Origin of the sequence: Phyllobacterium sp. 21LDTY02-6, from assembly GCF_023554255.2 — a bacterium.
In the GTDB taxonomy this organism is placed as follows: Bacteria; Pseudomonadota; Alphaproteobacteria; order Rhizobiales; family Rhizobiaceae; genus Phyllobacterium.
Map to the genome: position 1 here is coordinate 115,170 of NZ_JAMJWD020000002.1, position 24,551 is coordinate 139,720.

The window sequence follows — 24,551 nt, forward strand, 5'->3', positions numbered from 1 at the left end:
AAGCGGAATGAACCGATGCTATTGCGGCCCGACCTCGTTGACGATCCAGCCGATGAAGCTCTGGACGAGCGCATTTTCCTTCTTGTGGTCCGGCACCACGAGATAATAGCTGTTCTCCGTCTGCAATGGCTGGTCGAAAAGAACCCGAAGCGTTCCCGATTGCAGTTCCTGCTCGATGAGGTAGCGCGGGAGAAGCGCGTAGCCTAGTCCGGCGAGCGCCGCCTCGATGACCATGGAGAAATGCTCGAAACGGTGGCCCTTATAGGGGCTCACGACCTCAGCATTCTGGATCTCGAACCATGACGCCCAGGCCTTTGGCCGGGTCGAAAGGTGCAGCAGCGGCGCGGAACTCGCCAGCGCGACGGGCGTCTCGACCGGGTTCTCCTCGATCAAAGCCGGGCTGCCGACCGGCACGATCGATTCGCTGCAAAGATAGGTGCAGACGGCATGGGCCCAGACCGGCTGGCCGTAATGGATGGCAAGGTCGAAAGGCTCCTCCTCGAAATCGAAGGGCTGCGAGCGCGAGGCGACGCTGAGCGCCATTTCCGGGTGATTCTTCAGAAAGGCCGGTAGCCGAGGCATCAGCCAGCGGCTGCCGAAGGTCGGCAGGGTGGCTATGCTCAGCGATGACGCCGATTGCGACGCCGCCATGGCGCGCAGCATCGTCTCCTCCGTCAGCCCCAGCAGACGCCTGACCTCGGGCAGGAACTTCTGTCCCGCATCGGAAAGCACCACGCGCTGGCGGATGCGTTCGAAAAGCAGCACGCCGATCTGATGTTCCAGTTCGCTCATCTGGCGGCTGACGGCGCTTTGGGTCAGGCTGAGCTCCTTTGCGGCCTGCGTGAAGCTGCCATGGCGGGCGGCGCATTCGAACGTCTGCAGAATATCAATGTCGGGTATCAGGCGTCTGCTCAACTTCATTCTGGCCTCGCATCAACCTAGTTTGAATCGTCGTCATATGCTGGTGTCGTTTCCTTATATAATCCAGATCGAGCATGACAGGATAGATATCCTCTCACACAAACTATGCGGAACATTCCATGAAATCTGATCGCCATATCAGCGCCGATGCCATTCGCGGGGCATTCTCCTCCGCCATGTCGGCCATGTATCGTAGTGAAGTGCCGGCCTATGGCACGCTGCTGTCGCTCGTCGCCGAAGTGAACAGCAGGACCCTGGACACGCAGCCCGGACTGAAGCAGCGCCTCGAGCAGACCGATACGCTCGATCGCATCTCGGAAGAGCGCCACGGCGCCATTCGCGTCGGGACTCCGGAAGAACTGTCGATGCTGCGGCGGGTCTTTGCGGTCATGGGGATGTACCCGGTCGGCTATTATGATTTGAGCGAAGCGGGCGTTCCCGTCCATTCGACGGCTTTCCGTCCCGTTGGCGATGCGGCATTGAAGATCAATCCGTTCCGCGTCTTCACCTCGCTCCTGCGGCTCGATCTGATCGGGGATGCGGCGCTACGCGAAGAGGCGGCGGCGACCCTGAAGGCAAGGCGGATCTTCACGCCCGGCGCGCTTGAGCTCGTCGAAAAAGCCGAAGCGCAAGGCGGCCTCGGCGAGGAGGATGCGGCGCGCTTCGTCAAGGAGATCATCGAGACGTTCCGCTGGCACGACCAGGCGAGCGTGAGCAGCGATCTCTACCGCCGCCTGCACGATGCGCATCGTCTCGTCGCCGATGTCGTTTCGTTCAAGGGCCCGCACATCAACCATCTCACGCCGCGCACGCTCGACATCGACGCCGTGCAGGAACTCATGCCGGATCATGGCATAGCGCCGAAGGCGGTGATCGAAGGTCCGCCCAGCCGCACTTGCCCGATATTGCTGCGCCAGACGTCATTCAAGGCGCTCGAAGAGCAGGTTTCGTTCCGCAATGCGACGGGCGAATGGGAGAAAGGCTCGCATACGGCGCGTTTCGGCGAAATCGAGCAGCGCGGCATAGCGCTGACGCCAAAAGGGCGCGCGCTCTATGACCGGCTTCTGACCGAGACCCGCAAGCTTGCCCGCCCTGCGGCAGATGGTTCAAATGCGGAAGCCTATATTTCAGCGCTTGCAAACACGTTCAAGGCTTTCCCCGATGACTGGGCGGCCATCCGCGAACAGGGTCTCGGATATTTCCGCTATAGTCCTGTGAGCGGCGCCAAGGTTTCGACCGGTGACAATTCGGACCTCGAAACATTGATCGCGCTCGGTGCCGTGCAATTCGACCCCATCGTCTACGAGGATTTCCTTCCCGTAAGCGCGGCGGGAATCTTCCAGTCCAACCTCGGCGACGGCGCCAGCCAGCAATTTTCGGCAAGTCCCAGCCAGAAAGAGTTCGAGGCGCATCTCGGCGCGGCGGTTCTCGACGAGTTCGAACATTATGCCCGGCTGGAAAAGGATTCCGTCGAAGCCTGCCTGCGGCATTTCTCCCCCGTCGCCCTGGCAAGCTGACAGTATCGGCCGGGACAGCCGTTTAAAAAATGCGGCAAGGCTGATAAAAGCCCTGCCAATCCATCAAAGTGTGAAATCAAGGGTACCAAATGACCATTGCTCAAGACGTAAAAACGCTCCTCGCCAAGCTCGGCGTGGCGGAATCTGCCTATGTTGGCGGCTCTATGGCCTCGTTCAGTCCGGTCAGCGGCGAGAAGGTCGCCGATGTGGCAGTCCATTCGCTCGACGATACCAACAAGGCCATCGACCTCGCCCAGGAGGCTTTCAGGCAGTGGCGGCTGGTGCCGGCGCCGAAGCGCGGCGAACTCGTCCGGCTGTTCGGCGAGGAACTGCGGGCCCATAAGTCCGATCTCGGGCGTCTCGTTTCCATCGAAGCCGGCAAGATCCCTTCCGAGGGTCTCGGCGAAGTGCAGGAGATGATCGACATCTGCGATTTCGCCGTCGGCCTCTCCCGCCAGCTCTACGGCCTGACCATAGCCACCGAACGGCCCGGCCACCGCATGATGGAAACCTGGCACCCGCTCGGCGTCGTCGGCGTCATCTCGGCCTTCAATTTCCCCGTCGCGGTGTGGTCCTGGAACACGGCCCTCGCGCTCGTATGCGGCGATGCAGTCGTCTGGAAACCGTCCGAGAAGACACCGCTGACCGCCCTTGCCTGCCAGGCGATCTTTGATCGGGCCGCCAAGCGTTTCGGCGAAGTTCCGTCCGGGCTGGCCCAGACGATCATCGGCGACCGTAGCGTCGGCGAAGCCCTCGTCGATAATCCGAAAGTCGCACTCGTCTCGGCAACGGGCTCGACGCGCATGGGCCGCGAGGTCGGACCCCGCCTCGCCAAGCGCTTTGCCCGGTCGATCCTCGAACTCGGCGGCAACAATGCCGGCATCGTCTGTCCCTCGGCCGATCTCGACATGGCGCTGCGCGCCATAGCATTCGGCGCCATGGGCACGGCCGGCCAGCGCTGCACCACGCTGCGCCGCCTCTTCGTTCACGACAGCGTCTATGATGCGCTCGTTCCGCGCCTGAAGAAGGCCTATGAGAGCGTATCGGTCGGCAGTCCGCTGACGACTTCGGCGCTGGTCGGCCCGCTGATCGACAAGGCTGCCTTCGACAATATGCAAAAGTCGCTGGCCGAGGCTGCAAAGCATGGCGGCAAGGCCACCGGCGGCGCACGCGTCGAAACGGAACATGCCAACGCCTATTATGTCCGCCCTGCCCTCGTCGAAATGCCGAAGCATGAAGGGCCGGTGCTTGAAGAGACGTTCGCGCCGATCCTCTATGTCATGAAATATTCCGACTTCGACCAGGCGCTTGCCGACCACAATGCCGTCGGGGCGGGGCTTTCCTCCTCCATCTTCACCCTGAACCTGCAGGAAGCGGAACGCTTCCTCGGCGCGGATGGCTCGGATTGCGGCATAGCCAACGTCAATATCGGCACGTCGGGCGCCGAAATCGGCGGTGCCTTCGGTGGCGAGAAGGAAACCGGCGGCGGACGCGAGTCGGGCTCGGATGCGTGGAAGGCCTATATGCGCCGCGCCACCAATACGGTGAACTACTCGACCGCCCTGCCGCTGGCACAGGGCGTGTCCTTCGACATCGACTGATGATGACGAGGGGCTCCGCGCGAACGCATGGAGCCCCGGCCTGTCAGGCGGCCTGGAACTGCTCGCCGACGAACTGCCAGTTGACCAGCTTCTTCAAGACCGCATCGACATGTTCCGTGCGCCGGTTCTCGTAGTCGAGATAATAGGCGTGTTCCCAGACATCGATTCCCAGCAACGGCTTCCTGCCTTCCGCCAGCGGATTGCCCGCATCCTGCATGCCGGTGATGGCGAGGCCATCGCCATCCTTCACCAGCCAGACCCAGCCGGTGCCGAAGACCTTGTCTGAAGCGGCGACGATCTGCTTCTGCATTTCGTCAATACTGCCGAATGAAGCCTTCACCGCGTCGCCGAAGGCGCCGTCCGCCGCTGCGGGCCCGCCCTTGAACTGCATCCAGTAGAAATTGTGGTTCCATGCCTGCGCGGCATTGTTGAAGATATCGGCCTTGTCTTCCTTGCTGGCGCGAACGACCACCTCTTCCAGCGGCAATTCGGCGAAGGGCGTGTTTTCCGACAGGGTGTTGAGCTTCTTGAAGTAGCCCGCATGATGCTTGCCGAAATGCAGCCCGACAGTCCTCGCCGATATGACCGGAGCCAAAGCCTGTTCATCATAGGGCAGCGGTGGCTGCTCGAAGCGAGCTGCCGCCCGCACGCGCACGGCGGGAGCGAACAATGTGGCGGCAACGGCCGCACCGGACACGGCCAGCATGTGGCGGCGATTGAGTTGCATGAATCTTCTCCTTGGATGGTCGGGGGATATGCCTTCAACCGAAATTCGTGGCGATCGGTTCCATGAAGATCATCGGGCGGATCGAATGGCGTTGCAAGGATGCGACTTACGTCTAATGGATTAGCGGCCCAATCCTTGCCCCCGTGGCGATAAACGCGCCTAATCATCCGCGTCTCGGCACGCAATCCGGAGAGAGAAATGAGCGGGCAACGGATTTACAACCTCGATGGCCTGCGTCTCGTCGCGGCCATGGCCGTCGTCCTGTTCCATTTCGTCTTCCATGGCCCGGTCATGCAAACCATACCGGCGGTGGAGCGCAGCGGCTGGATGATCGGTGCGGCGCAATATGGCTATCTCGGCGTCAGCGTCTTCTTCCTCATCAGCGGCTATGTCATCGCCTATTCCGCCAATGGCCGCTCCGCCCTCGAATTCGCCATTGCCCGCTTCACCAGGCTCTACCCGACATTCGCGCTGATCATGAGCCTGACGGCGCTGGTGACATTGCTCTTCGGCGCGCCGCATTTCTACACCGGCTCGCAGCAATATCTCGCCAATCTGACCATGATGGCCCCGGCTTTCGGCCAGAAATACATGGACGGCGCCTATTGGTCGATCACGCTCGAGCTTGTCTTCTATTTCTGGGTCTTCGTGCTGCTGACCCTGGGGCTGTTCCAGCGCTACCAGCTGGCGATCATCGCCATCTGGCTCGGATTTTCGACCATTGCCGAATTCGTGCTGAACGTCGCCACGTTCCGGCAATTGTTCATCACGGAATTCTGCGGCTTCTTCGCCGCCGGCATCCTGATCTACCGTATCCGAAGCGGCGACGGGCGCATCGTCACGCGCCTGCTCCTGGCAGCAGCCTTTGCCCACTCGATGATCGCGACCATCGTCGGCACCCGCGCCATAACCGACGCCGTCGGCGTCACATTCGAACCGTCGGTGGCCGCGCTGACGCTGCTCGGCGGCTATGGCCTCTTCACCGTGGCGGCCTTTGCCGACCGTCCCCTGTTGCCGGCAGCCTGGCTGACATTCCTCGGCGGATTGACCTATCCGCTTTATCTCCTGCACCAGCAGATCGGCTATATCGCCATCCAGCAGCTCGGGACCGGTTTCACGGGCACATTGCCGCTCGTGGCGCTGATCGCGCTGCTGCTCTTCGTTTCCTGGCTGGTATCCTATTATTTCGAGCGCCCGCTGATGCCGAAGCTGCGGCAGATTCTGCGCGAACTCTCCGAACGCATGATCCCGGCCAGATTTCCGCTCGGCAGGATACTCAACCGCGTCGGCTGAGCATCCCGCCGCATCGCGACTCAATCCTTCAGCGCCTCGACCACCGCGTCGAAGAACGCGTTCGGGTCTATCGGCTCCTTGCCGACAGGCTTCGGCTGGGCGCCGAAGGTGACGATGACGACGTTTTCGACCGGGTCTATATAGATATTCTGGCCATGGATGCCGATGGCGGAAAACGAGCCATGCTTGATCGAAGGCTCGGTCCAGGCCGTCCACCACATATAGCCATAGTCGAGCTTGGCCCCGCCCTTCAATGTCTTCGGGGTGGTTGCTTCCTTCACCCAGCCATCCGGCAGGATCGATTTCCCGTCGATCACGCCATTGCCGAGGAAGAACAGCCCGAACCGCCCGTAATCGCGCAGCGTCGCGCTGATGCCGCTGCCGCCGATCTCGACGCCATCGGGCGAATCCAGCCACCAGTTCGCATCGCTTTCCATGCCGAAGGGCTGCCAGATCTTCTCCGACAGATAGTCGGCCAGCGGCTTCTTCACCGCGCCATGCACGATCTCGCCAAGGATCTGGGTCTCGCCGGTACTATAGGTATTGACCGTACCGGGCTCGGCGGCGCGCGGCAGCTTTCCCATCAACTCCACTGCCGAACCGGGCTTCTGCGATATCTGCGCCCGCAGAAGCGCGCGGCGATCCGATTGCGGATCGGTATAGGTCTCGTTCCATTTGACCCCGGACGACATCATCAGCACGTCCCTGACACTGACGCCGTCATAGGCGCTGCCCTTCAGCTCCGGCACGTAATCGACCACCTGCGCATCCAGGCCCTTGATCAGCCCTTCCTTGATGGCGATGCCGGCCAAGGTGGAACTGATCGACTTCGCCACCGACATCGACATCCAGCGCGTCTTTTCGCTATTGCCGCGCTGGTAGGTTTCATAGGCGATCTTGCCATTCTTCAGCACCAGCATCGCGGTGATATTGTCGAGCGCCACAAAGTCATAGAGGTCGTAATCCTTGCCCTCATATTTGAAGCGGACATCGCCGAGCTGCTTGTCGGCTTGCGGCAAGGGGTGAGGCTTCGTGCCCGCCTTGATCATGCGGGTGGGAAAGAGCCTGTCTATGTTGCGGTAGGTGCTGACGGCAAGATCAGGCAGCATCGCCCCGTCATAGATCTGCTCGACCGTGCCGATCTTCTCCCCCGCATGCGGATAGTCCTGTGCAGCCGCGGGCAGCGCCATCGCGGCAAATGCCGACCCCACCAGCGCCGCCTTCCTCAAGCGGTTCCAGCCGCGGCTGCTGCGGCCTGTTGCAACACTCGTTCCTGACATGACACCTCTCCTCTGTGCTGGAACAAGTGTGTCTTTTTCAGTGCTTATGTTCAATGGCGTGTGTCGCTTCCCTCCATGCAAGCTGTGGATGAGTGACGACCGACGCCGACGCCCGGCACGCAACGGGAATTGCCCTGCCTGCCCGCGACGGCTGCGGGTTTCATGCGTTAAGCGAAATTCGCCATTGATGCGGAACGCAGCATCGGCTAGAACCGCTTCGCGCATGCGAGCTTTCGCGGCCCATGCACCCGTAGCTCAGCTGGATAGAGTGCTGCCCTCCGAAGGCAGAGGTCACAGGTTCGAATCCTGTCGGGTGCGCCAAATATTCCTCGATATGGCTATTTGAGAACTGCTGATCAGCGTGGTGGCCGCAGCGTCGGCATCGACGTGGATGATTTCCTAATACTGATAGCCCGATCCCCCCAACTTGTTCAACGGCCTCTGCACCACATCAGGATCAGCAGAATCGGCCCGCCGAGAAAGGTGGCGAATAGCCCCGCAGGTATGTCGAAGGGAAATATCAACGTGCGGCCCAACCAATCTGCAACGGTCATAATGAGCGCGCCCGTGACGGCTGCCGCCAATAGCTGCGGAAGCGGTCGCCCGATACCGCTAAGTTTAACCAAATGCGGACCAAGCAGCCCCACGAAACTCAAAGGTCCCACGACAAGGGTGCCGGCGGCCGTCAATAAGGCGGCTACAAGAACGATAGCCAAACGACTTCGGCCCAAGCTCAATCCGACGGCTCGCCTGACCGCATCGCCGAGTGGCAAAAGCTCAAGCCAGCGCGACATCGATGCTGCCATGGCCAATAGAACAATACAGGAAACGAAGGCGGCTTTGGCTTGTTGCTCACCGACATAATAGGTTGATCCAGCCATCCAGCCGAGCAGCATTTGCATTCGAGGATCACCGCTCGCAATCAGCAAAGTGACCAAGGCGGACAGTGCGGTTCCAATCCCTATTCCTGTCAGCAACAGTCGATTTGGAGAAAAATTATGACGCCTGGCCAGTATCAATGCCACGAGTAAGGCGAGAAAGGCGCCCACATCAGCGCCGATCATGAGACTTGTCAAATCGACGGTCGACGTTGCGAAAATGACCACGATGACACCGAAGCAAGCGCCAGATGAAATCCCAAGAAATTCCGGCGAAGCCATGGAGTTTCCCGTGAGTCGCTGCATCAATATCCCCGCAATCGCCAGCATGGCCCCTGCAGAACACGATGCCAATACGCGCGGAAAACGAAACGGATAGAGCTGAACCAGTTCGGACGACGTACTGAGATGCAGGCCTTGTGGTCCTTGCCCCAAATGCAGGCTCAACCAGACGACAGTGGCAAGCAGAATGCTCATAACTGTTATCCAGACAGATGGGCGAGTCATGCGCCGGGGTGTGACTAGCCGTTGCGGCAACGGCTCGGCAGAGCGAGATCTCGCAATCAGCCACACCAGCAATGGTGCACCAAGAAATGCAACGGCAACGCCCGTAGGTATTTCCATTCCATCCTGAGCAAGCGCCTGCACACCTTGATCCGCAAACCAGAGGAGCAAGGCGCCTATCATCGGCGATACAAATATCTCGTCGCTAAATCGCCTTGCGCCCGAGAGGTGGGCGAGCGTCGGAGCTGCCATGCCTATGAACCCAATCACACCTACCGCACTCACGACAATGGCAGAAATACCAGTTGCTATGGCAAGGGCGGACAGGCGACCGAGGAATACGTTCATGCCAAGGTTTGTCGCGCAGTCATCGTTGAGCGTAAGCAAACCAAACGGCCTTGCGAAGAGGATGGCAAGAACCGACGCGACCACAATTCGAGGCAAAAGATAGAACGCGCCAGACCAGTCATTCTGAATCAGAGAGCCACTGCCCCAAATGAAATACGAACGGATCGCTTCCTGATCCAGCAGATAGAAAAGGGTGCCCAGCGCCCCAAAATACAAGCAGACAAAAAGGCCGGCCAGGGTCAGCCTGTCCGGTGACAATGCTTTGTCCCAGGCCACGGCGAATACGATCAGCAAAGCGACCATTGAACCGCAGAAGGCCACCATTTCCCGGCTGAATTCCAGCACTCCCGGAGCCCATAGAGCAGCAATTACCAGCGCCAGTTGCGCGCCGGCAGATACGCCAAGCGTTGTCGGCTCAGCTATCCGATTGCGTAGGACATGCTGGAAAATGGAACCCGCCAGACCCAGTGCCCAGCCGCAGAGGGCTGCAACAACGAGGCGGGGGATGAAACCGTGGTGGATGATGATCTGGTTTATGTCACTGCCGTCAGGCGAAAGGATCGCAGCCGTCCATCGCCCACCCGGCATGATTCTCTCTGCGTTGCCGATAGTCAGCATCAGTGCGAACACCCCCAACAAGAACAGGGCGCCTCTACCGGTCAACTTTGAATAGATAAGCCTTGGGCGGGCGGTCGGTATTCGATCGACGATCATGGAACACCGCCGCTGAGCAGGGCGGCGACGACACCATGAGCAAACTTTTCCGCGCTTGCTACCGCACCGAAGAACCACATGCCGGGCAACACGCTGATGCGATTGTGCCGGACAAACGGCAGGTTCCTCCATACCGCACTTTTCGCTTCCACCTGGATCAGGTCAGTATCGCTGAGCCCGAGATAGAGAAGATGTGCCTCGTTTGCGCTGGCCAGCCGGTCTATACCGACGATGGCATATCCCCATGGATTGGTTTTCCCGGTCCACGCATTGATGACACCCATGCGATCCAACACGTCCTGAAATAGGCTGTTCCGGCCAAAGACCATCACATTGCGTTCGTCGATGAAGCGGGCGAGATAGACCGGCCTTGCATAGCCTCGCATCGCAGCGCGACCCCGAGCAATGGCTGCCTCCGCCAGGTTGATTGCTATTTCGGCGGCCTCGCTTCTGCCGAACAAAGCGCCCAAATGTCGAAGTTCAGATTGCGCCTTGACATAAGGTTGACCATTCGACGTATAGATCGCGGCTGAAATACAGGGCGCAATGAGTGCAAGCGCGGGTATCGCACCCGCCTGACCTTCGTTCAAGAGGATGAGATCAGGCTTGACCTGTATGAGCATCTCGAGGTTGGGAGTCGAGCGTAGACCGAGCTCGACCGTGCTGGCAGGAAGTTTCGGCAAACCAACCCATTGATGATAGCCATCGGTCTCGGTCAATGCCACCGTGTTCAAACCAAGTTGCAAAGCCATCTCCGCCAGGGTCCAGTCAAGAACGGCGATACGGTCAGGCTTTGGCGTGCCGGGCACCGCCTTGGCTGTGGCAATAGTACAGCCGAGTGGCAGGCCGGCCGACACATGGAGAAATCGCCGGCGATTCAAAACGGCAAGCCATGTTACCATTTATAGGACATAGTACCCAGAACACTGCGACGCAGTCCGTAATAACAAATCGTGTCGCCATTACACGATGCAACGTATTTCTTGTCGAAGAGATTGGTGGCATTAAGCGCAACGTTCCACCCCTTCAACTTGCTATTCGCAATACCGAAGTCATAACCGATTGCCGCATCCACCAATGTGAAAGCTGGAATGGTCAGCGTGTTCGTCTCATTGCCATTTCGCTTGCCTTCGTACCGGATCCCCAACCCAAGCTTGAGCCCCGATGCCTTGCCCTCCGCAAAAGTGTAATCGGCCCATATTGACGCCATGTCGCGCGGCAGGCCAACTAGATCATTGCCAACCCAGCTGGGATCGAGCGACCTTGATACAACATTGGTGATATGGGTGTAGCTCGCCCGCACATTGAGATTATCCAACACGCTGGCGACGGCGGACAGTTCCACACCCCTTGCATGGACTTCACCAATCTGGTTGCTGAAGGTGGGATTGTCTGGATCTGTCGTCTTGACATTTGTCTGCTTCAGATCGAATACCGCAGCCGTGATGAAACTCTCGTATCCATCCGGCTGATATTTGACGCCGGCTTCGTATTGCTTGCCTTCGGTCGGCTTGAAGGCATTTTTGTTGGCGTCGGTACCTCCGGTCGGTTGGAATGAGGTTGAGTAGCTAATATATGGCGCGAGGCCATTGCTGAACATGTAGACCGCGCCAATGCGTCCCGTCAGTGCGTTATCATCCGCATCATCGGTAACGACCCCTTCGATCTTGTTCGTTGTTTTGCCGCTTATCCAGTCCTGGCGCAAACCGCCAACGATCGAGAGATTGTCGATCTTCAACTGATCCTGCGCATAAATCCCCAACTGGCTGCGGACTTGGTCGGTGTGCCCGCTGATGGCAGGTCGCGTTATACCGATATTATATACCGGCTTGAATATATCCAGACCGGGTAGGCCGAAGTTCAAGCCATAAGTCTGTTCCAGCGTGGTGCGCTGATAGTCCAGACCCATCAGCAGAGTATGCTGAAGCGGGCCTGTGTCGAATTTGAACTCCGACTGGTTGTCGACGGTGAACTGCCCCAACTTGTCCTCATCGTACAGCGCGTAGCGCTTGAGTGTACGGTTGTCCTCGCCTAACCCGAAATCAAATACCGCCCCGAGTACCGCTTTCATATGGCGGTATCGCAGATTCTGCCGGACAACCCAGTTCGGATTGATCCGGTGTTCCAACGCATAGCCAATACTTGTACTCTCACGCGAATATTCGTTGAAGCTTGGATCCCCACCATAGAAGCTGGTTGGTATCTGGCCCAGCGGATTGCGCAGCACAGTACCTTGCGAAGGCAAGGTATAATAATTTCCGAGGTCAGGATCATTCTGATAGGAGGCAAGAAACGTCAACGTCGTGTCTGCATCCGGCGCCCATGTCAGAGCGGGCGCGATGGCGATGCGCCGATCCCTCGTATAGTCGATCTGCGTATCGGTCACTCGCCCAATCCCTGTGAGCCGGTAGGACCACTGACCTTCCTTGTCCACCGGACCTGAGAAGTCAAAGGTTCCCTGTGCACGTCCGTAACTGCCGGTTTGCAATGATACTTCGTGCAGGGGTTCATCGGTTGGCCGCTTGCTGACGAGTTCGATGACGCCACCGGGCGAAGCTTGCCCATAGAGTACCGATGCTGGGCCGCCAATTCGTTCCACACGCTCAAGCAGATAGGGATCGATCTGATTGATGCCCCAGGTCCCATCTGTCAGCCTCAGGCCATTGAGATACTGGCTCACCGCGAATCCACGCGAATAAATGTCGTCACGCTGGCCAGACCGCCCGAAAGGTTCGACGACGCCTGGCGTGTAACTCAGAACTTCGGGCACACTTTGCGCCTGACGCGTCTCTATTTCTTTCCGTGAAACGACTGTGACCGACTGAGGCGTTTCGATAAGCGGCGTGTCAGTCTTTGTGCCACTTACGCTCTTCGCCGCGACAAAACCATCGGTTCGTCCCCATTGTTCCGAACGGCCCTGGATAGTGATGGGTTCAAGCACGATGGATCCATCTGCACCAACCCCATCATTGCCTGCTACTTTGCCTGCATTGAAAACCATCACGGTATTGTTGTTTGCAAAACGGTAGGTCAGACCGGTTCCCGACAGCAATGTCACCAGGGCCTGTTGCGCGGTCATTGATCCGTTCAGCGGCTTTCCCGATGCTGAAATGGGCGCGTTTTCACGAAAGACAACTGACAGACCTGTGATCCGGCCGATATCGTTCACACCTTGAGGTACAGGTTTGGCGGCGATGTGAAATGAGAATCTCTGCTGGGTCACCGGCGCTTGCTGAGCGGCGGAGATTGAAACCGGACTGACCGTCAGCAGAAGAACTGCAACCGATAACAAGCCCTGTGTCTGTATTATTTTCGTATCGCGCATATAGCCGCCCCTTAGCTTCACCAGGCAAGACGGCTGCAAGTCGCACATAACCGTCTTTGTAAGCTCCACGTTTGGAATGGCCGTCCACTGAACCAAAAGAGATAAAAAATCCGGGGGAGTGTGGAACGCTGTAAATGAACGGCTTTCTATTACGGTCGCAATATCGTCAGCCGGTTTGCAACCGTATTGATCTGAAACCCGACACTGGCTTGCAGGGATAGAAGCGCAGCATCGGGATCGCCGAGCGAAAAGCTGCCGGTAACCCGTTCACTGGCCAGGCCGGCCGTTACAATGACGATCCTTCCGGGACGGTATCGTTCTATCTCTTTGACGACATCCGAAAGGCGAGCGCGATAGAAAACAAATCGACCATTGTGCCAAGCCAAAGCATCGTCGATACTGATGTTCTCGACTGCTGCCACGCCTTTTCGATCGAGGCGAGCCCGCTGCCCCGGTTCCAGAATGGGCTGTTGTTGCGGATTTTCAGATGCTATCAAAACCTTGCCGCGTTCAAGCGTAACGACCCCCTCATCGTCGAGCAAACGCACATCAAAACGCGTCCCTAGAACCCTGATATCACCGAAATCCGTCTCGACGATGAACGGCAAACCGGTATGGCTCACGTCGAAAAAGACAGCACCCCGCAGGAGGCGAACGCGCCGCTCATCAGTTGTGTAGTGCACCGCAAGCGCACTATCAGCATCAAGAAGTGCGACCGAGCCGTCGGACAGATTGATGCTTCGACGCTCACCTTTGCCGGAGCTATAATCGGCGGTTAGATTTTGCAGAATGTTGGGCTGTTCAAGCCAGAGACCGACCCCCAGCAAGAGACACAGTAAAGCGGCGGCGCCACCCAACCGTTTAGAAACCCGCCGCTGTGCTTTTCCGCGGTCCATTGCCTGGAGGTACCGAGAGAGTTGGGCGGCCTCTTGCTCTGCCAATCGGACGCCGGGTGCCTCTGTTGCATTCCATGCTTCCTCGACCAGGCGAAACGCACGTTCATGCTCCTCGCTCGCCTGAAGCCAAAGCTGGAAGTCCTGGTGATCTACACCCTTGCCAGTTTCACGCAATCGGAGGAACCACTGCCTCGCTTCACGGCGGATATGAGTGTCAGATTGTTTCATGAAATCTCAGATCGGTCACCTTATCCAGCAAGACATTGATCCGCATGAACCGTCTTTCGGACAATAGGAACCCACTCTCATACCATATTGTCGGCTAGCGCCATCTCGCATGCGGAAACGGCACGGGACATATGCTTGGCAACGGCACGTTCGGAGATATCGAAAGCGCCGGCGATGTCCACGAAACTGCGACCGTGTATGCGATTGAGCAGGAAGATATGTCTGGTCCTGGTGGGCAGCGCCGCCAATGTTTGATCGATTGTCCGGATGCTGTCCCGCACAACCATTTCGTCCAACGGAGTTGACTGGACTCCTGCATATTGTTCAGGAAGTATGCCTTCCAGAAAACGCGCACGCGCCTTTTCTGCGCGGAGGTGATCTATGGCAGCGTTGCGCGCACAGCGGTTGAGAAAGGCCGATTGATTACCGGTACATTCGATCGCCCGGCCCCAGATTCGCAGGAAGATATCCTGTACGAGATCACGGGCGGTCGCCGCACATCCGACCTTGTGTCGAATCTGGCGTTCGAGCCGCAAATGCTCATCATTGTAAAGTCTCTCGATGTCCCCCACGCGACTATTCATTGATCTCAGCTACACGCATGTGGCTCCCCCTGGAAAACCTTCCATTGAAAAGACGTTAAAAAAATTCCTAGCAATCACAAATAATTAGACAAATTCTAAGGTCGGACGTTCACCCTCACGCCCGCGATTAATTCTTGTATAAGAATGTCAACTTTATGCAATGGAATAATTGGCGCCGCAGTTGGGCGACACAGGACGGCCGGAAACACCAATACGCAGCTTCGAAGCAAATGCGTGCTGCAGCGGCGCAACCCACCATACGACGACCCTGGCGCGCGTCGCTCAAGCTCCGCTGGCGGATCTGCACCCGCCAGCCGATCGTCATGGACGCTAGAATTGCACCGACAGATCCGCCTTGATGGAGTTGTCCTTGGCATCCGGCGAGAATTGCCCGGTATAGGAAATGCCCACGCTGGTGTTCCTGCCGATATTGACGTCGATACCGGCTTCGACCAGTGCGATGTTGCGCGCGGTCGCCACGCCCTGAGCCGTGAACTCCCGTCCACCTCTGAAGGACAGGCGCTGTTCCGGCGTCGTGTCGCCGAATGTGTGGCTCCAGCCCACCATGCCGCGGGCCGTCAGCGTCATGCTCTTACTGATGGCGAAATCATGCGAGACCCGCAGCCCCAGGACCGTCGTTTCCACGTCGGTCGAGCCTGCCATTCCGGTCAAGTTGCTGATCGCGCCATCTTCGGTGAAGCCGCTCGACCGCAGATGCACGTAGCTCGCCGCTGCAAATGGTTCGAACGTGGCATAGGGCCGGTCGATCCGGTAACCCACTTCGCCGAACAATTGCACGCTCTGCGCATCGTAGGAGGCACGATGCGTATTGCTCGCCTCGCCAAAACGGGCGTTGCGTTTGCTGTCGATTTCATGCCGGGCGATATTGGCGCCGAAGCGAAGGCCGAGTGCATCGAACTGCGTTCCGCCATAGATGCCGACCTGATAGCTGTCGATCGAAGCCTTGTTGCCGGCGCTCTGCAGCGACGTATCGCCATGGGCGGCAAGGATACCGAGCCGCCAGCTGTCGGCGACGACGCCGTCGAAGCCGGTGACGAAACCGCCGGTGCTGCCGCTATAGCCCGCCGCATTGCCATCGCCGGTCACATGGGACCAGTTGCCATAGGCCTGCCCCCATAGCGCCATGGTGGTCGCATCCGGCAGCGAACCCGTGTTCATCAGATCGAATGCCGCGCTGCCCTCGGGCTTGCCCGTCTCCGGTCCGAACGCCAGTCGTTGCGCCGCGCCATTTCCCGCTGCTTCGGACTGCTGCGGCTTGATTACCACGCCGTCGAAAGCCGCCCGCACCCGCGCACTTGCCGCATCGGCGATGAAACGGCTGCCGCTGATCAGCGCACTTTTCACATTGGCCTGGATATCTGCAACGAGGGGTGCTGCGATCGCCGATGGCGCGGCGCTGTCCTTCGACACGACGATGGCATCATGCAGTTCATTGCCGAAGCCGAGCGATTCGATGCCGTCGAGCATCGCCCGCTGGTTGCCGGTGCGGCCATGGGTGCTGAAGCTTGTGCCGTTGCGCTCCAATGTGGCCGTGATGTCATGCGGATTATAGGCGAGCGTGGCTCCGATGAAGACATAGCCAGGCTCGGCCTTGTCGAACGTGCCGGAGCGCTTGCCCTCGAAGGTGACGATCTTGTGGCTCTGGCCGATCAGCGCCACGGTTTCCTGTGGCGTCAAGGCTTGCGACGCATCTTCGAGCCGCAGCGTGACAACGCCGCCGAGGAGATTGAGATCGCCCTTGACCGCGAGCTGATCGGCGCCCGCCTTCCCGACCTCGATATCCAGCAGGCTGCCCTTGTCGAAAGTCGCATCGCGCTCGACATGCATCGTACCAATGCCATGGCCCGGCGAAACCGCGCCGCCCGCTTGCGCCGCAAGCGAGGCAACCGTGCCGGCACCGCTAAGCACGCCGCCATCCTTGATCACCGCATTGCCCATGCGTCTGTCGAGCAGGACTATGCCGTCATCGATCGTCACCTCCTCCTCGATCACAGGCGTCGGCTGCGGCACCAGGACGCCACGCTCGGCATCGGGGTTTTCCCCGTCGGTCGCGACGTCCGTCGGATTCGCTGCCATGATAGCAGCTTCGACGGCGACGGTGAGATCCTCGATCTGCTTGGGCGTCAGGTAATGCTGCACAGCCGCCAGAGCCTCAGCCGTTTTCGCCAATAGTTCCGCCGTCGTCAGCTTCTGGATTTCTTCCGCCTTTTCGACTTCGGCGAGCTTGTCCTTGTTGTCCTGGGCAAGTTCCGCCTTGACCCGCTCGCGTGTGTCGTCCGACAGTGCGGCGATCGCCGCCGGCGTGCCTTCCGCCAGCTTCTTGTCGTCTGCAAGCAATTGGCGCGCCGCCGGAAGAGCGTCCGTCTGCTCCTGCGTCAAATGCCGCTTGTAGATCGCCAGCGTCGCTTCGGACTGGCGGGCAAGATCGGCAGGCGACATCGCCCTGATCGCGTCGGTCTTTTCCTGTTCCGCCGTCTTCTGCGCATCCGTCAGATTGACCTGGATCGCATCGCGCTCGTCCTTCGACATTGCAACGAGTTGCTCCACCGTCTTCGCCTGGTCCTCTTCCACCTTCTTGACGTCAGCAAGCTTCTCCGCCGTCAGATGCAGCTTGACCCGCTCGCGTGTGTCGTCCGACAGTGCGGCGATCGCCGCCGGCGTGCCTTCCGCCAGCTTCTTGTCGTCTGCGAGTTGCAGCTCAAGCTTGTGCGCCTCCTGGGCAGCGGGAAGTGCCTCAAGTTGCGCCGTGCTTAGATAGGGCTTCTGGGCATCGATCTGGTCCTGCGTGCCGGCAGCGATAACCTTCACGTCCAGCTTCTGGATATCTTCCACCTTCTTGACGTCAGCAAGCTTCTCCGGCGTCAGATACGGATTGACCCGCTCGCGTGTGGCGTCCGACAGTGCGGCGATCGCCGCCGGCGTGCCTTCTTCCGCCAGCTTCCTGTCGGCAATCGTCGTTTTGAGACCCTCGAGGGCAGTGTCCGCCGTCGCATCCGGCCCGGACAGCTTTCCCAATGCCGCCTTGACGGCGTCCTTGGTCTTGCCGGCAGCGGTCATGGCCTCGCTGTATGCCTTCCGAGCCGTGTCCGCCGTCGTCTTCGCGTCGGTGAATGTCTTCACCTGCGCCTCAAGGGCGGCGATATCACGCTTGCCGGCGCCTGGCTCGTTTATCGCCTTTGCCGCAACGACCGCAGCCTCGGCCGAATCCTTGGCCGCTTCGAGCGTCTTGACGACCTCTTCGCCCAGCGTGAGAGAATTGTCGGCACCTGCCAGCAGAACATCGCGCTCGGTATCCGGCCGCTCGCCTTCCTTCATGATTGCCGAAACGGCAACCTCCGACGCGCCCTTGTCTGTCGCTATGCCGACAAGCTTCTTCCAATGCTTCGATCGATTGTCGACCTGTTCTTTCAACTTATCGCGGGCCGTCCTGAGCCCATCAAGGCCGGCATCGTCCCCCGTCTTGTAGGCATCGAACGCCTTGCGCAGTTCGAGCTTGGCGGCTTTCAAGGCAGCTTCCAAGGCAGCTTCGGCCGGGATCGCCGCAGCGAGGAACGCGCTCAACGCCGCCCGTTCGGAAGGTTGTGCCGTGGGAGCAAGGCCGGCCAGCAATGGACGGACCGAGTCCGGCAGCGGATTGCCCTTTTCGTCGATCCATTTGTCGGTCCAGGCACCATTGGCATCACGCCTGCCCTCGGCGATAAACGTACCATCATCCGTCCTGAACACCACGGATTTGGGTTTGCCGTCGACAAAGTCGGTGAACTCGATCACATCCTTGCCGTTGACGCGTGTCGTGATCTTGGTCAGCACCTTATTTGTGTAGATTTCTATTTCGGTCCACTCGCCACCGACCATTTTTGAATACCGAGCCGTCACCAATCCTTTGCGCAGCAATTCAAAGCTAGACCGGACGCCGTCCACAAAGGTGTCTTTCTGGGCGTAATAGCCGTCTATCAGCGTGGTCCATTCTGCGATCCTGTCCCCTTTGGAATCGAGATCCTCCCGCTTCTGATAGCCACCATCGCGGTAATCGGTAAATCTGGTAGTTGGGAGGCCCGTGGCATCGAGTTCCACCTTCTTGGTCCATACATTGTTGACCTTATCGGACAGCCAGGATTTCAAGCGTCCAGCCGCGTCGATCTCATCAGCCCGAACAGCGGCCAAGCTTGTCTTCTGCTGAGCGCTCAGATCCGCCCTGATGGCCATATAGTCAGTGGCCGACATATCCAGCAGCTGCTGCGTGGTATAGGCTTGGATTGTAGCCCTTTTGGCGGCCGCCAGATCATCGATAATCTTCTGGTCGGCGATCTTTTTCTTGGCGGCCACGTAGTCGCTCTTCTGGGCCTGGGTTAGATCTGGCGCCAGCTCGGCATATTCGGCATTCGTCTTATCCAGCAACTGCCGCGTGGTATAGGCCTGGATTGTAGCCCTTCTGGCGGCCGCCCGATCATCGATAATCTTCCTGGCCGCCGCCAGATCATCGATAATCTTCTGGTCGGCGATCCTCTTCTTGGCAGCCACGTAGTCGCTCTTCTGGGCCTGGGTTAGATCTGATTCCAGCTCGGCATATTCGGCAGGCGTCTTATCCAGCAGCTGCTGCGTGGTATAGGCTTGGATTCTGGCTATTCTCTCCCTCTTTATCCACTGTGCTTCCAACGCCCGCGCCCACATATATTCAAACTCAAACGTATACTTGGTCTGCGCCAATGCCATATCGACAGGCATGACAATGACCGGCGCTGCAACGAGCAGCGTTGCGGCAAGCAAACAGCGGCCGGCAGCGAGACCAAGGCCAAGTCTTTTGCGGCGCGGGCCAAGCATAAGGCAGGCACGGCGCAGCAAAGCCATCAGGCGGCGGCGGGCAGAACGCGAAACAATATTGGAATGCGGCAATACAACTTTCGAAGACATCAATTCATCCCTTGAAATCGCAGAGAATATTTTCATCAGACATGCGCATCCTGCTGCCTGAATCGCGGCCGTCGGCGCTGGTTTTCCCGTAGATGGACCGCGCCAAAGCGGAGTCCGGCATTCCTTACCTGCGGCCGGAGGCATCCGACCCGGATGTCCGCAGCGTCTTGCTCAAATGAGGCAGGGATTCATTCATTGGCGCCAATGTTTTGGCGCCGTCATTATTCCGGGGCACCAATATTCTGGGACGCAGAATATTCGGGCGCACCTGGCATTATTGGTGAAGTAAAAAACAGTTCTCCGGTTCTAAAACTAAGGGCCGAAGTTCAAACATCGAGATCCGGCTTATGGGCAGCCAGAGGGCATCGTGACCGCAATGGTGGTCGGATTCCCCCCGCAATAGGTATATTGGCAATATGGTTCGCTTCTACGCGATGAAAAAGCGCTTGTCTCTTCGACGTTCGTAGCATTGTGGAAAAGAATCCGGCGGAGATGCAGGATTGTACCGCTGCCGTGGGCGCATTCGGACCGGTGTTGCTGAATGACGTCAGCGGGTGGCGACTCCGAAGTGCGCCGGATTTCAGGTGTCGAGCCGCAATAGTTCCGGCGCCCGCTTCTTGCTGCAAACCAGAACTTTGCAATATATTCAAGCAACAATATGCAATTATTCTTTGTGCTATGCGGAGGATAGTTGAGGTTGCTGCATCTCGCCATCGAGCACTGCCGGGCCGGAAAATTGCCGTTGCGCGATCCGATTCATGACGGCTGCGACATTTCAACCCACGCTCGAAAAATCCTGCACCAGGTGAACTCGATGGGAAAAAAGGATTGCAATAATGTACCGCGTGCTTCGACAGGCTCAGCATGAGGGGGGTGTGGGCTCAGCATGAGGGGGGTGGGCTCGGCATGAGGGAGGTAGAGATCGGCATGAGGGAGGTAGGGATTCGCAGGGCGGTGATTCGGTGGGGCGGTGATTCGGTGGGGCCTGCTGCTCAATCATGTAAAAAAATCGCCCGGCATTGTCGGAAATCAGAATCCCCGCCCGTCCTTGGCTTATCGACAGCACGAGACAGAAGGACAATGACCATGCCAAGCACGATACGCCTGCACCGCGTCTTTGCGACCAGCCCCGACAAGCTCTACCGGGCCTTCACCGAAGCCGATGCGCTGGCCAAATGGCTGCCGCCGCACGGTTTCACCTGCACCGTCCACAGTTTCGAGGCCAGCGTCGGCGGCGCGTTCAAGATGTCGTTCCGCAATTTCACCACCGGCAACAGCCATTCGTTCGGCGGCGAATTCCTCGAACTCGTCCCGGGCGAGCGCCTGCGCTATACGGACAGGTTCGACGATCCGAACCTGCCGGGCGAGATACAGGTGACCGTGCTCCTGAAGAAGGTCTCGGTCGGAACGGATGTGAACATCACCCAGGAAGGCGTGCCGGATGTCATTCCGGCGGAAGCCTGCTACCTCGGCTGGCAGGAATCGCTGCGCAACCTCGCCCGGCTCGTCGAACCGGAGATCAACGAATAGGCCGATGAAACGGGTGGGCAGGAGAAGCGCCCGGGCGGGCATAGGTTCGCCCGGCCATAGCCCTGCCTGAATTGCCCGGCCGAATTTCCCGTCCGGGATTCGCAAGTTCATTGCAGCGTGGCCTGCTCCGCGCGCAAGGCATCCGCCATGTCGAGCACGATCCGCGATCGCTTCTGCGTCGGGAACAGCATCAGCGTGCGGAAGCTGACCGAGGGGCGCATCGGGCGCAATACAAGGCCGCGCTCCAGATATCCGGTCGCCGTGACCGGATCGACGATGCCGCAACCGACGCCGGCGAGCACCAGCGCGCAGATGGTCGAGGAATAGGCCGTCTCGACGACGATCTGCGGCGCGACGCCATGGGCGAGGAAAATCGCCTCGGCCTCGTGCCGCGTCGTATCCTCCGGCGCAAGCGCAACAAAGGGCAGCCGGTCGAGGTCGGCCGGGGTAATGACCTGCCTTGCGGCAAGCGGGTGCCCGGCCGGCATGGCGAGGACCGCCGCGATCGTCGCGAATGGCTCGGCCTCGACGCCGCTGGTATCGATCTCGTCGGCGGTGACGGCGATGTCGAGCTGATTGGCGGCGACCATGTCGCGGATGATCGACGATCCGCTCACCGCGAGGGAAACGGCGATGCCGGGATGTTTCCTGCGGAAGCGGGCGATGGCGCCGGGGACGAGATTGGTGCTGAAGGCCGAGAGGCAGGCGATGCGGATATCGCCCGAGCCATAATCGCGAATCCTCGCCGCGGCGCTCCTGAGCTTGGCGAGACCGGCCAGCGACATCTGGACCTCGCGGAAAAACAGCTGCCCCTCCGCCGAGGGCGTCATGCGGCCCTTTTCCCGGTCGAAGAGCTTGAACCCTATCGAGCGCTCCAGCGTCATGATCGCCTTGCTCACCGCCGGCTGGGACATGCCGAGCGCTTCCGCCGCGCGCGACGTGGTGCCATAGGTCATGACCGCCTGATAGGTCTCGATCTGTCTGACATCCATGGCGGCACCTATAACTGAATGGAATAGATTGGCGCTATCTTAGTATTGGACTGAATTGCCGCCCGCATGTCAACATGCGTCACCTTCTGGAGATGCGAAAGAATGCGGGACGAAACCAAATATGTCAGCCGGGCGGAGGTCAGCCTTGAGGGTTATGACAGCCTGACGGTGCCGGTCTACCGGGCTTCCACGATCCGTTATCCCGATGCGGCTTCCTTCACGGCGCGCTTCGAACGGGATGCGGACAGCTATGTCTACGGGCTCTACGGCACGCCCACCCACCGCTATCTCGAATACAAGATCACCGAGCTCGAAGGCGGCGTGCGCACCGTGCTGGCGCCATCGGGACAGGCGGCCATCACCAGCACCTTCCTGGCGCTGCTCCATTCCGGCGACAGGGTGCTGATCCCCGACACGGCCTATGGGCCGGTGCGCGATTTCGCCCGGCACGAGCTCGCCGCTCTCGGCATCGAGGCTGTTTTCTACGATCCCTGCGATCTCGGTGCGCTTGCAGCGCTTGTCGACGAGCGGACGCGCATGATCTGGGTGGAATCGCCGGGCTCCGTCACCATGGAGGTGCAGGATTTGCCGGCCATCGTGGCTCTGGCGCGAGGAAAAGACATCCTGGTCGGTTGCGACAATACCTGGGCGACGCCGTTGAACTTCAGGCCGCTCGACCATGGCGCGGATATCGTCGTCGAAGCGCTCAGCAAGCATTTCAGCGGCCATTCGGATATTCTCATGGGGTCGGTGACCGTCGCCGACGAAGCGCTGGGCTACAAGCTCAAGGCAGCGTTCGGCCGCATCGGCATCGGCGTATCGCCGGACGATTGCGCGCTGGTGCTGCGCGGCATCGAAACCCTGCCCGTGCGCCTCAACCGGGCGGCAGGCTCGGCCGGCACGATCGTCGACTGGCTGGTGCAGCATCCGCTGGTGGAAGAAGTGTTGTTTCCAGCCGTCCCCGGCAGCCCCGGCCATGACATCTGGAAGCGCGATTTCGCCGGCTCCTGCGGCGTGCTGACATTCTCGCTCGTCGGTTCCGTGAGCGCCGGCGCCGGAAAAGCGCTGGATGCGCTTGAGCTGATCTCCATCGGCGCCTCCTGGGGCGGCACGAAGAGCCTGATCGCGCCGACCTCGATCAGGAGCCTGCGCACCGCGCGGCCATGGACGGGGCCGGATCATCTGCTGCGGCTCAGCGTCGGGCTCGAACATCCGGCCGACATACTGGCCGATCTGGAACGGTTTTTTAAGGCCCTCGAACCGGCTGCGACCAGCACGGCGAAGGCGGAGGTGGCATGACGGCTTGCGGGCCGGGCATTGAGCATATCGGCGATCGCCCGCGGGAACGGGCGACGGATAACAAAGGGGAACGAACATGCGCAACATCAGCAATTGGATAAAAGCGACATCTCTGGCTGCCTTCATGGCCGCCACCGGCCCTGCCGGCCAGGCCGTGGCCCTCGGCTATGATACTTCCGGCGTAAAGATCAGCGAGGAACTCGCCGCGCGGGTGCCCGAGGACATCCGCAAGGCGGGCGTGCTCGTCGGCGGGTCGGACAATGACTATGCGCCGTGGGAATATCTGGCGGGCGAAGACGGCCAGACGCCGGAAGGGATCGACATCGACATCGGCAAGGCGATCGCCGCCAAGCTCGGGCTCAAATATGAATCGCGGACGGCGCAGTTCACCACGATCCTGCCATCGCTCGGCACCAATTACGATCTCGGCCTCTCCGCCTTCTCGATCACGGAAGAACGCAAGAAGGTCGTCGATTTCGTCTCCTATGCCGAGACCGGCAATGAATGGATCATCAAGGCGGGCAATCCGACCGGTTTCGACCCGAACGACATATGCGGCCGGCAGATCGCCGTGCAGAGCGGCAGCCGCCACGAGGAGCGCCTCGGCATCGTCGACAAGGAATGCACGGATGCCGGCAAGGCCAAGCTCGTCCTGCTGCCGTTCAAGACCCAGACCGAGGCCGTTACCCGCGTCGCCACCGGCGGTGCGGCTGCGACCGTAACCGGCAGCGCGACGGCGCTCTATGCCGCCTTCATCTCCAAGGGAACGCTGGAAACCGTGCGGCCGGTCGGCGCGGCGCTCAATGTCAGGGGCCTCAATGGCCTGGCCTTTGCCAAGAAGGATACGGAACTCGCCAAGCTCATCGCCGACACGCTCAACGTGCTGATCGAGGATGGAACCTATACGGCGATCCTCGATGCCTGGGGCATGCGCGCCGTTGCCGTCGACAAGGCCCATATCAATCCTGCATCGGAGCATTGA

18 protein-coding genes and 1 tRNA gene are annotated in these 24,551 nt (G+C 59.6%); 8 read left to right on the top strand and 11 right to left on the bottom strand.

The features are described from left to right. Positions 1–18 precede the first annotated feature (18 nt). Positions 19–921 (bottom strand): LysR family transcriptional regulator, encoded by a 903-nt coding sequence (locus M8997_RS07045; RefSeq protein WP_250019220.1) that lies wholly within the window; start codon positions 919–921, stop codon positions 19–21. A 119-nt stretch (positions 922–1,040) separates the two neighbouring features. On the opposite strand from M8997_RS07045, the gene M8997_RS07050 reads away from it, so the two are divergent. Further along, on the top strand, positions 1,041–2,438 hold the full coding sequence (locus tag M8997_RS07050) for a VOC family protein (protein WP_250019221.1): 1,398 nt from the start codon (positions 1,041–1,043) through the stop codon (positions 2,436–2,438). Between the two features lie 89 nt (positions 2,439–2,527). Then, positions 2,528–4,039 carry an aldehyde dehydrogenase family protein gene (locus M8997_RS07055; RefSeq protein ID WP_250019222.1) on the top strand — a complete coding sequence of 504 codons (1,512 nt, stop codon included), beginning with the start codon at positions 2,528–2,530 and terminating at the stop codon, positions 4,037–4,039. 43 nt (positions 4,040–4,082) lie between these two features. Here the strand turns inward: M8997_RS07055 and M8997_RS07060 are convergent, their stop codons facing one another. Together M8997_RS07060 and M8997_RS22240 are read right to left on the bottom strand one after the other, a co-directional pair. After that, entirely contained in the window at positions 4,083–4,709 is a 627-nt protein-coding gene (locus M8997_RS07060) for a superoxide dismutase (RefSeq protein ID WP_371929554.1), read from the bottom strand. Next, positions 4,645–4,794, bottom strand: a complete 150-nt coding sequence (locus M8997_RS22240) for an MJ0042-type zinc finger domain-containing protein (protein WP_371929555.1) — start codon at positions 4,792–4,794, stop codon at positions 4,645–4,647. Before M8997_RS22240 ends, M8997_RS07060 begins: the two co-directional genes overlap by 65 nt. Before the next feature lie 170 nt (positions 4,795–4,964). On the opposite strand from M8997_RS22240, the gene M8997_RS07065 reads away from it, so the two are divergent. Next, a complete protein-coding gene (locus M8997_RS07065) occupies positions 4,965–6,059 on the top strand; it encodes an acyltransferase (protein WP_250019224.1) in 1,095 nt (364 codons plus the stop codon). A 20-nt stretch (positions 6,060–6,079) separates the two neighbouring features. Here the strand turns inward: M8997_RS07065 and M8997_RS07070 are convergent, their stop codons facing one another. Then, positions 6,080–7,339 (bottom strand): serine hydrolase, encoded by a 1,260-nt coding sequence (locus M8997_RS07070; protein ID WP_250019225.1) that lies wholly within the window; start codon positions 7,337–7,339, stop codon positions 6,080–6,082. 244 nt (positions 7,340–7,583) lie between these two features. Here M8997_RS07070 and M8997_RS07075 point away from each other — a divergent pair. Further along, positions 7,584–7,660, top strand: a tRNA-Arg gene (locus M8997_RS07075). Between the two features lie 110 nt (positions 7,661–7,770). On the opposite strand, the gene fhuB is transcribed toward M8997_RS07075, so the two are convergent. The 6 genes from fhuB to M8997_RS07105 form a co-directional block, all read right to left on the bottom strand. Further along, a complete protein-coding gene (gene fhuB / locus M8997_RS07080) occupies positions 7,771–9,783 on the bottom strand; it encodes a Fe(3+)-hydroxamate ABC transporter permease FhuB (RefSeq protein ID WP_250019226.1) in 2,013 nt (670 codons plus the stop codon). Then, positions 9,780–10,685: an ABC transporter substrate-binding protein gene (locus tag M8997_RS07085; protein ID WP_250019227.1), complete on the bottom strand. Its 906-nt coding sequence runs from the start codon at positions 10,683–10,685 to the stop codon at positions 9,780–9,782. The genes fhuB and M8997_RS07085 overlap by 4 nt, the downstream gene beginning before the upstream one ends. Continuing rightward, complete coding sequence (locus M8997_RS07090) at positions 10,679–13,108, bottom strand: TonB-dependent siderophore receptor (protein WP_250019228.1); 2,430 nt, start codon at positions 13,106–13,108, stop codon at positions 10,679–10,681. Before M8997_RS07090 ends, M8997_RS07085 begins: the two co-directional genes overlap by 7 nt. Before the next feature lie 149 nt (positions 13,109–13,257). After that, a complete protein-coding gene (locus tag M8997_RS07095; protein ID WP_250019229.1) occupies positions 13,258–14,232 on the bottom strand; it encodes a FecR domain-containing protein in 975 nt (324 codons plus the stop codon). A gap of 77 nt (positions 14,233–14,309) precedes the next feature. After that, complete coding sequence (locus tag M8997_RS07100) at positions 14,310–14,816, bottom strand: RNA polymerase sigma factor (protein WP_252597192.1); 507 nt, start codon at positions 14,814–14,816, stop codon at positions 14,310–14,312. Positions 14,817–15,146: 330 nt separating this feature from the next. After that, a complete protein-coding gene (locus tag M8997_RS07105) occupies positions 15,147–19,748 on the bottom strand; it encodes an autotransporter domain-containing protein (RefSeq protein ID WP_252597193.1) in 4,602 nt (1,533 codons plus the stop codon). A 697-nt stretch (positions 19,749–20,445) separates the two neighbouring features. Here M8997_RS07105 and M8997_RS07110 point away from each other — a divergent pair. Both M8997_RS07110 and M8997_RS07115 read left to right on the top strand, forming a co-directional pair. Next, the gene (locus tag M8997_RS07110; protein WP_250020291.1) at positions 20,446–20,616 is read left to right on the top strand and encodes a hypothetical protein; all 171 of its coding nucleotides are present in this window, start codon (positions 20,446–20,448) and stop codon (positions 20,614–20,616) included. Positions 20,617–20,834: 218 nt separating this feature from the next. Next, complete coding sequence (locus M8997_RS07115) at positions 20,835–21,278, top strand: SRPBCC family protein (protein WP_250020292.1); 444 nt, start codon at positions 20,835–20,837, stop codon at positions 21,276–21,278. A gap of 107 nt (positions 21,279–21,385) precedes the next feature. On the opposite strand, the gene M8997_RS07120 is transcribed toward M8997_RS07115, so the two are convergent. Then, positions 21,386–22,270, bottom strand: coding sequence for a LysR substrate-binding domain-containing protein (locus tag M8997_RS07120; protein ID WP_250020293.1), 885 nt, complete (start codon positions 22,268–22,270; stop codon positions 21,386–21,388). A gap of 102 nt (positions 22,271–22,372) precedes the next feature. On the opposite strand from M8997_RS07120, the gene M8997_RS07125 reads away from it, so the two are divergent. Then, a complete protein-coding gene (locus tag M8997_RS07125; RefSeq protein WP_250020294.1) occupies positions 22,373–23,569 on the top strand; it encodes a PLP-dependent aspartate aminotransferase family protein in 1,197 nt (398 codons plus the stop codon). Between the two features lie 76 nt (positions 23,570–23,645). Further along, a complete protein-coding gene (locus tag M8997_RS07130) occupies positions 23,646–24,551 on the top strand; it encodes an ABC transporter substrate-binding protein (RefSeq protein ID WP_250020295.1) in 906 nt (301 codons plus the stop codon).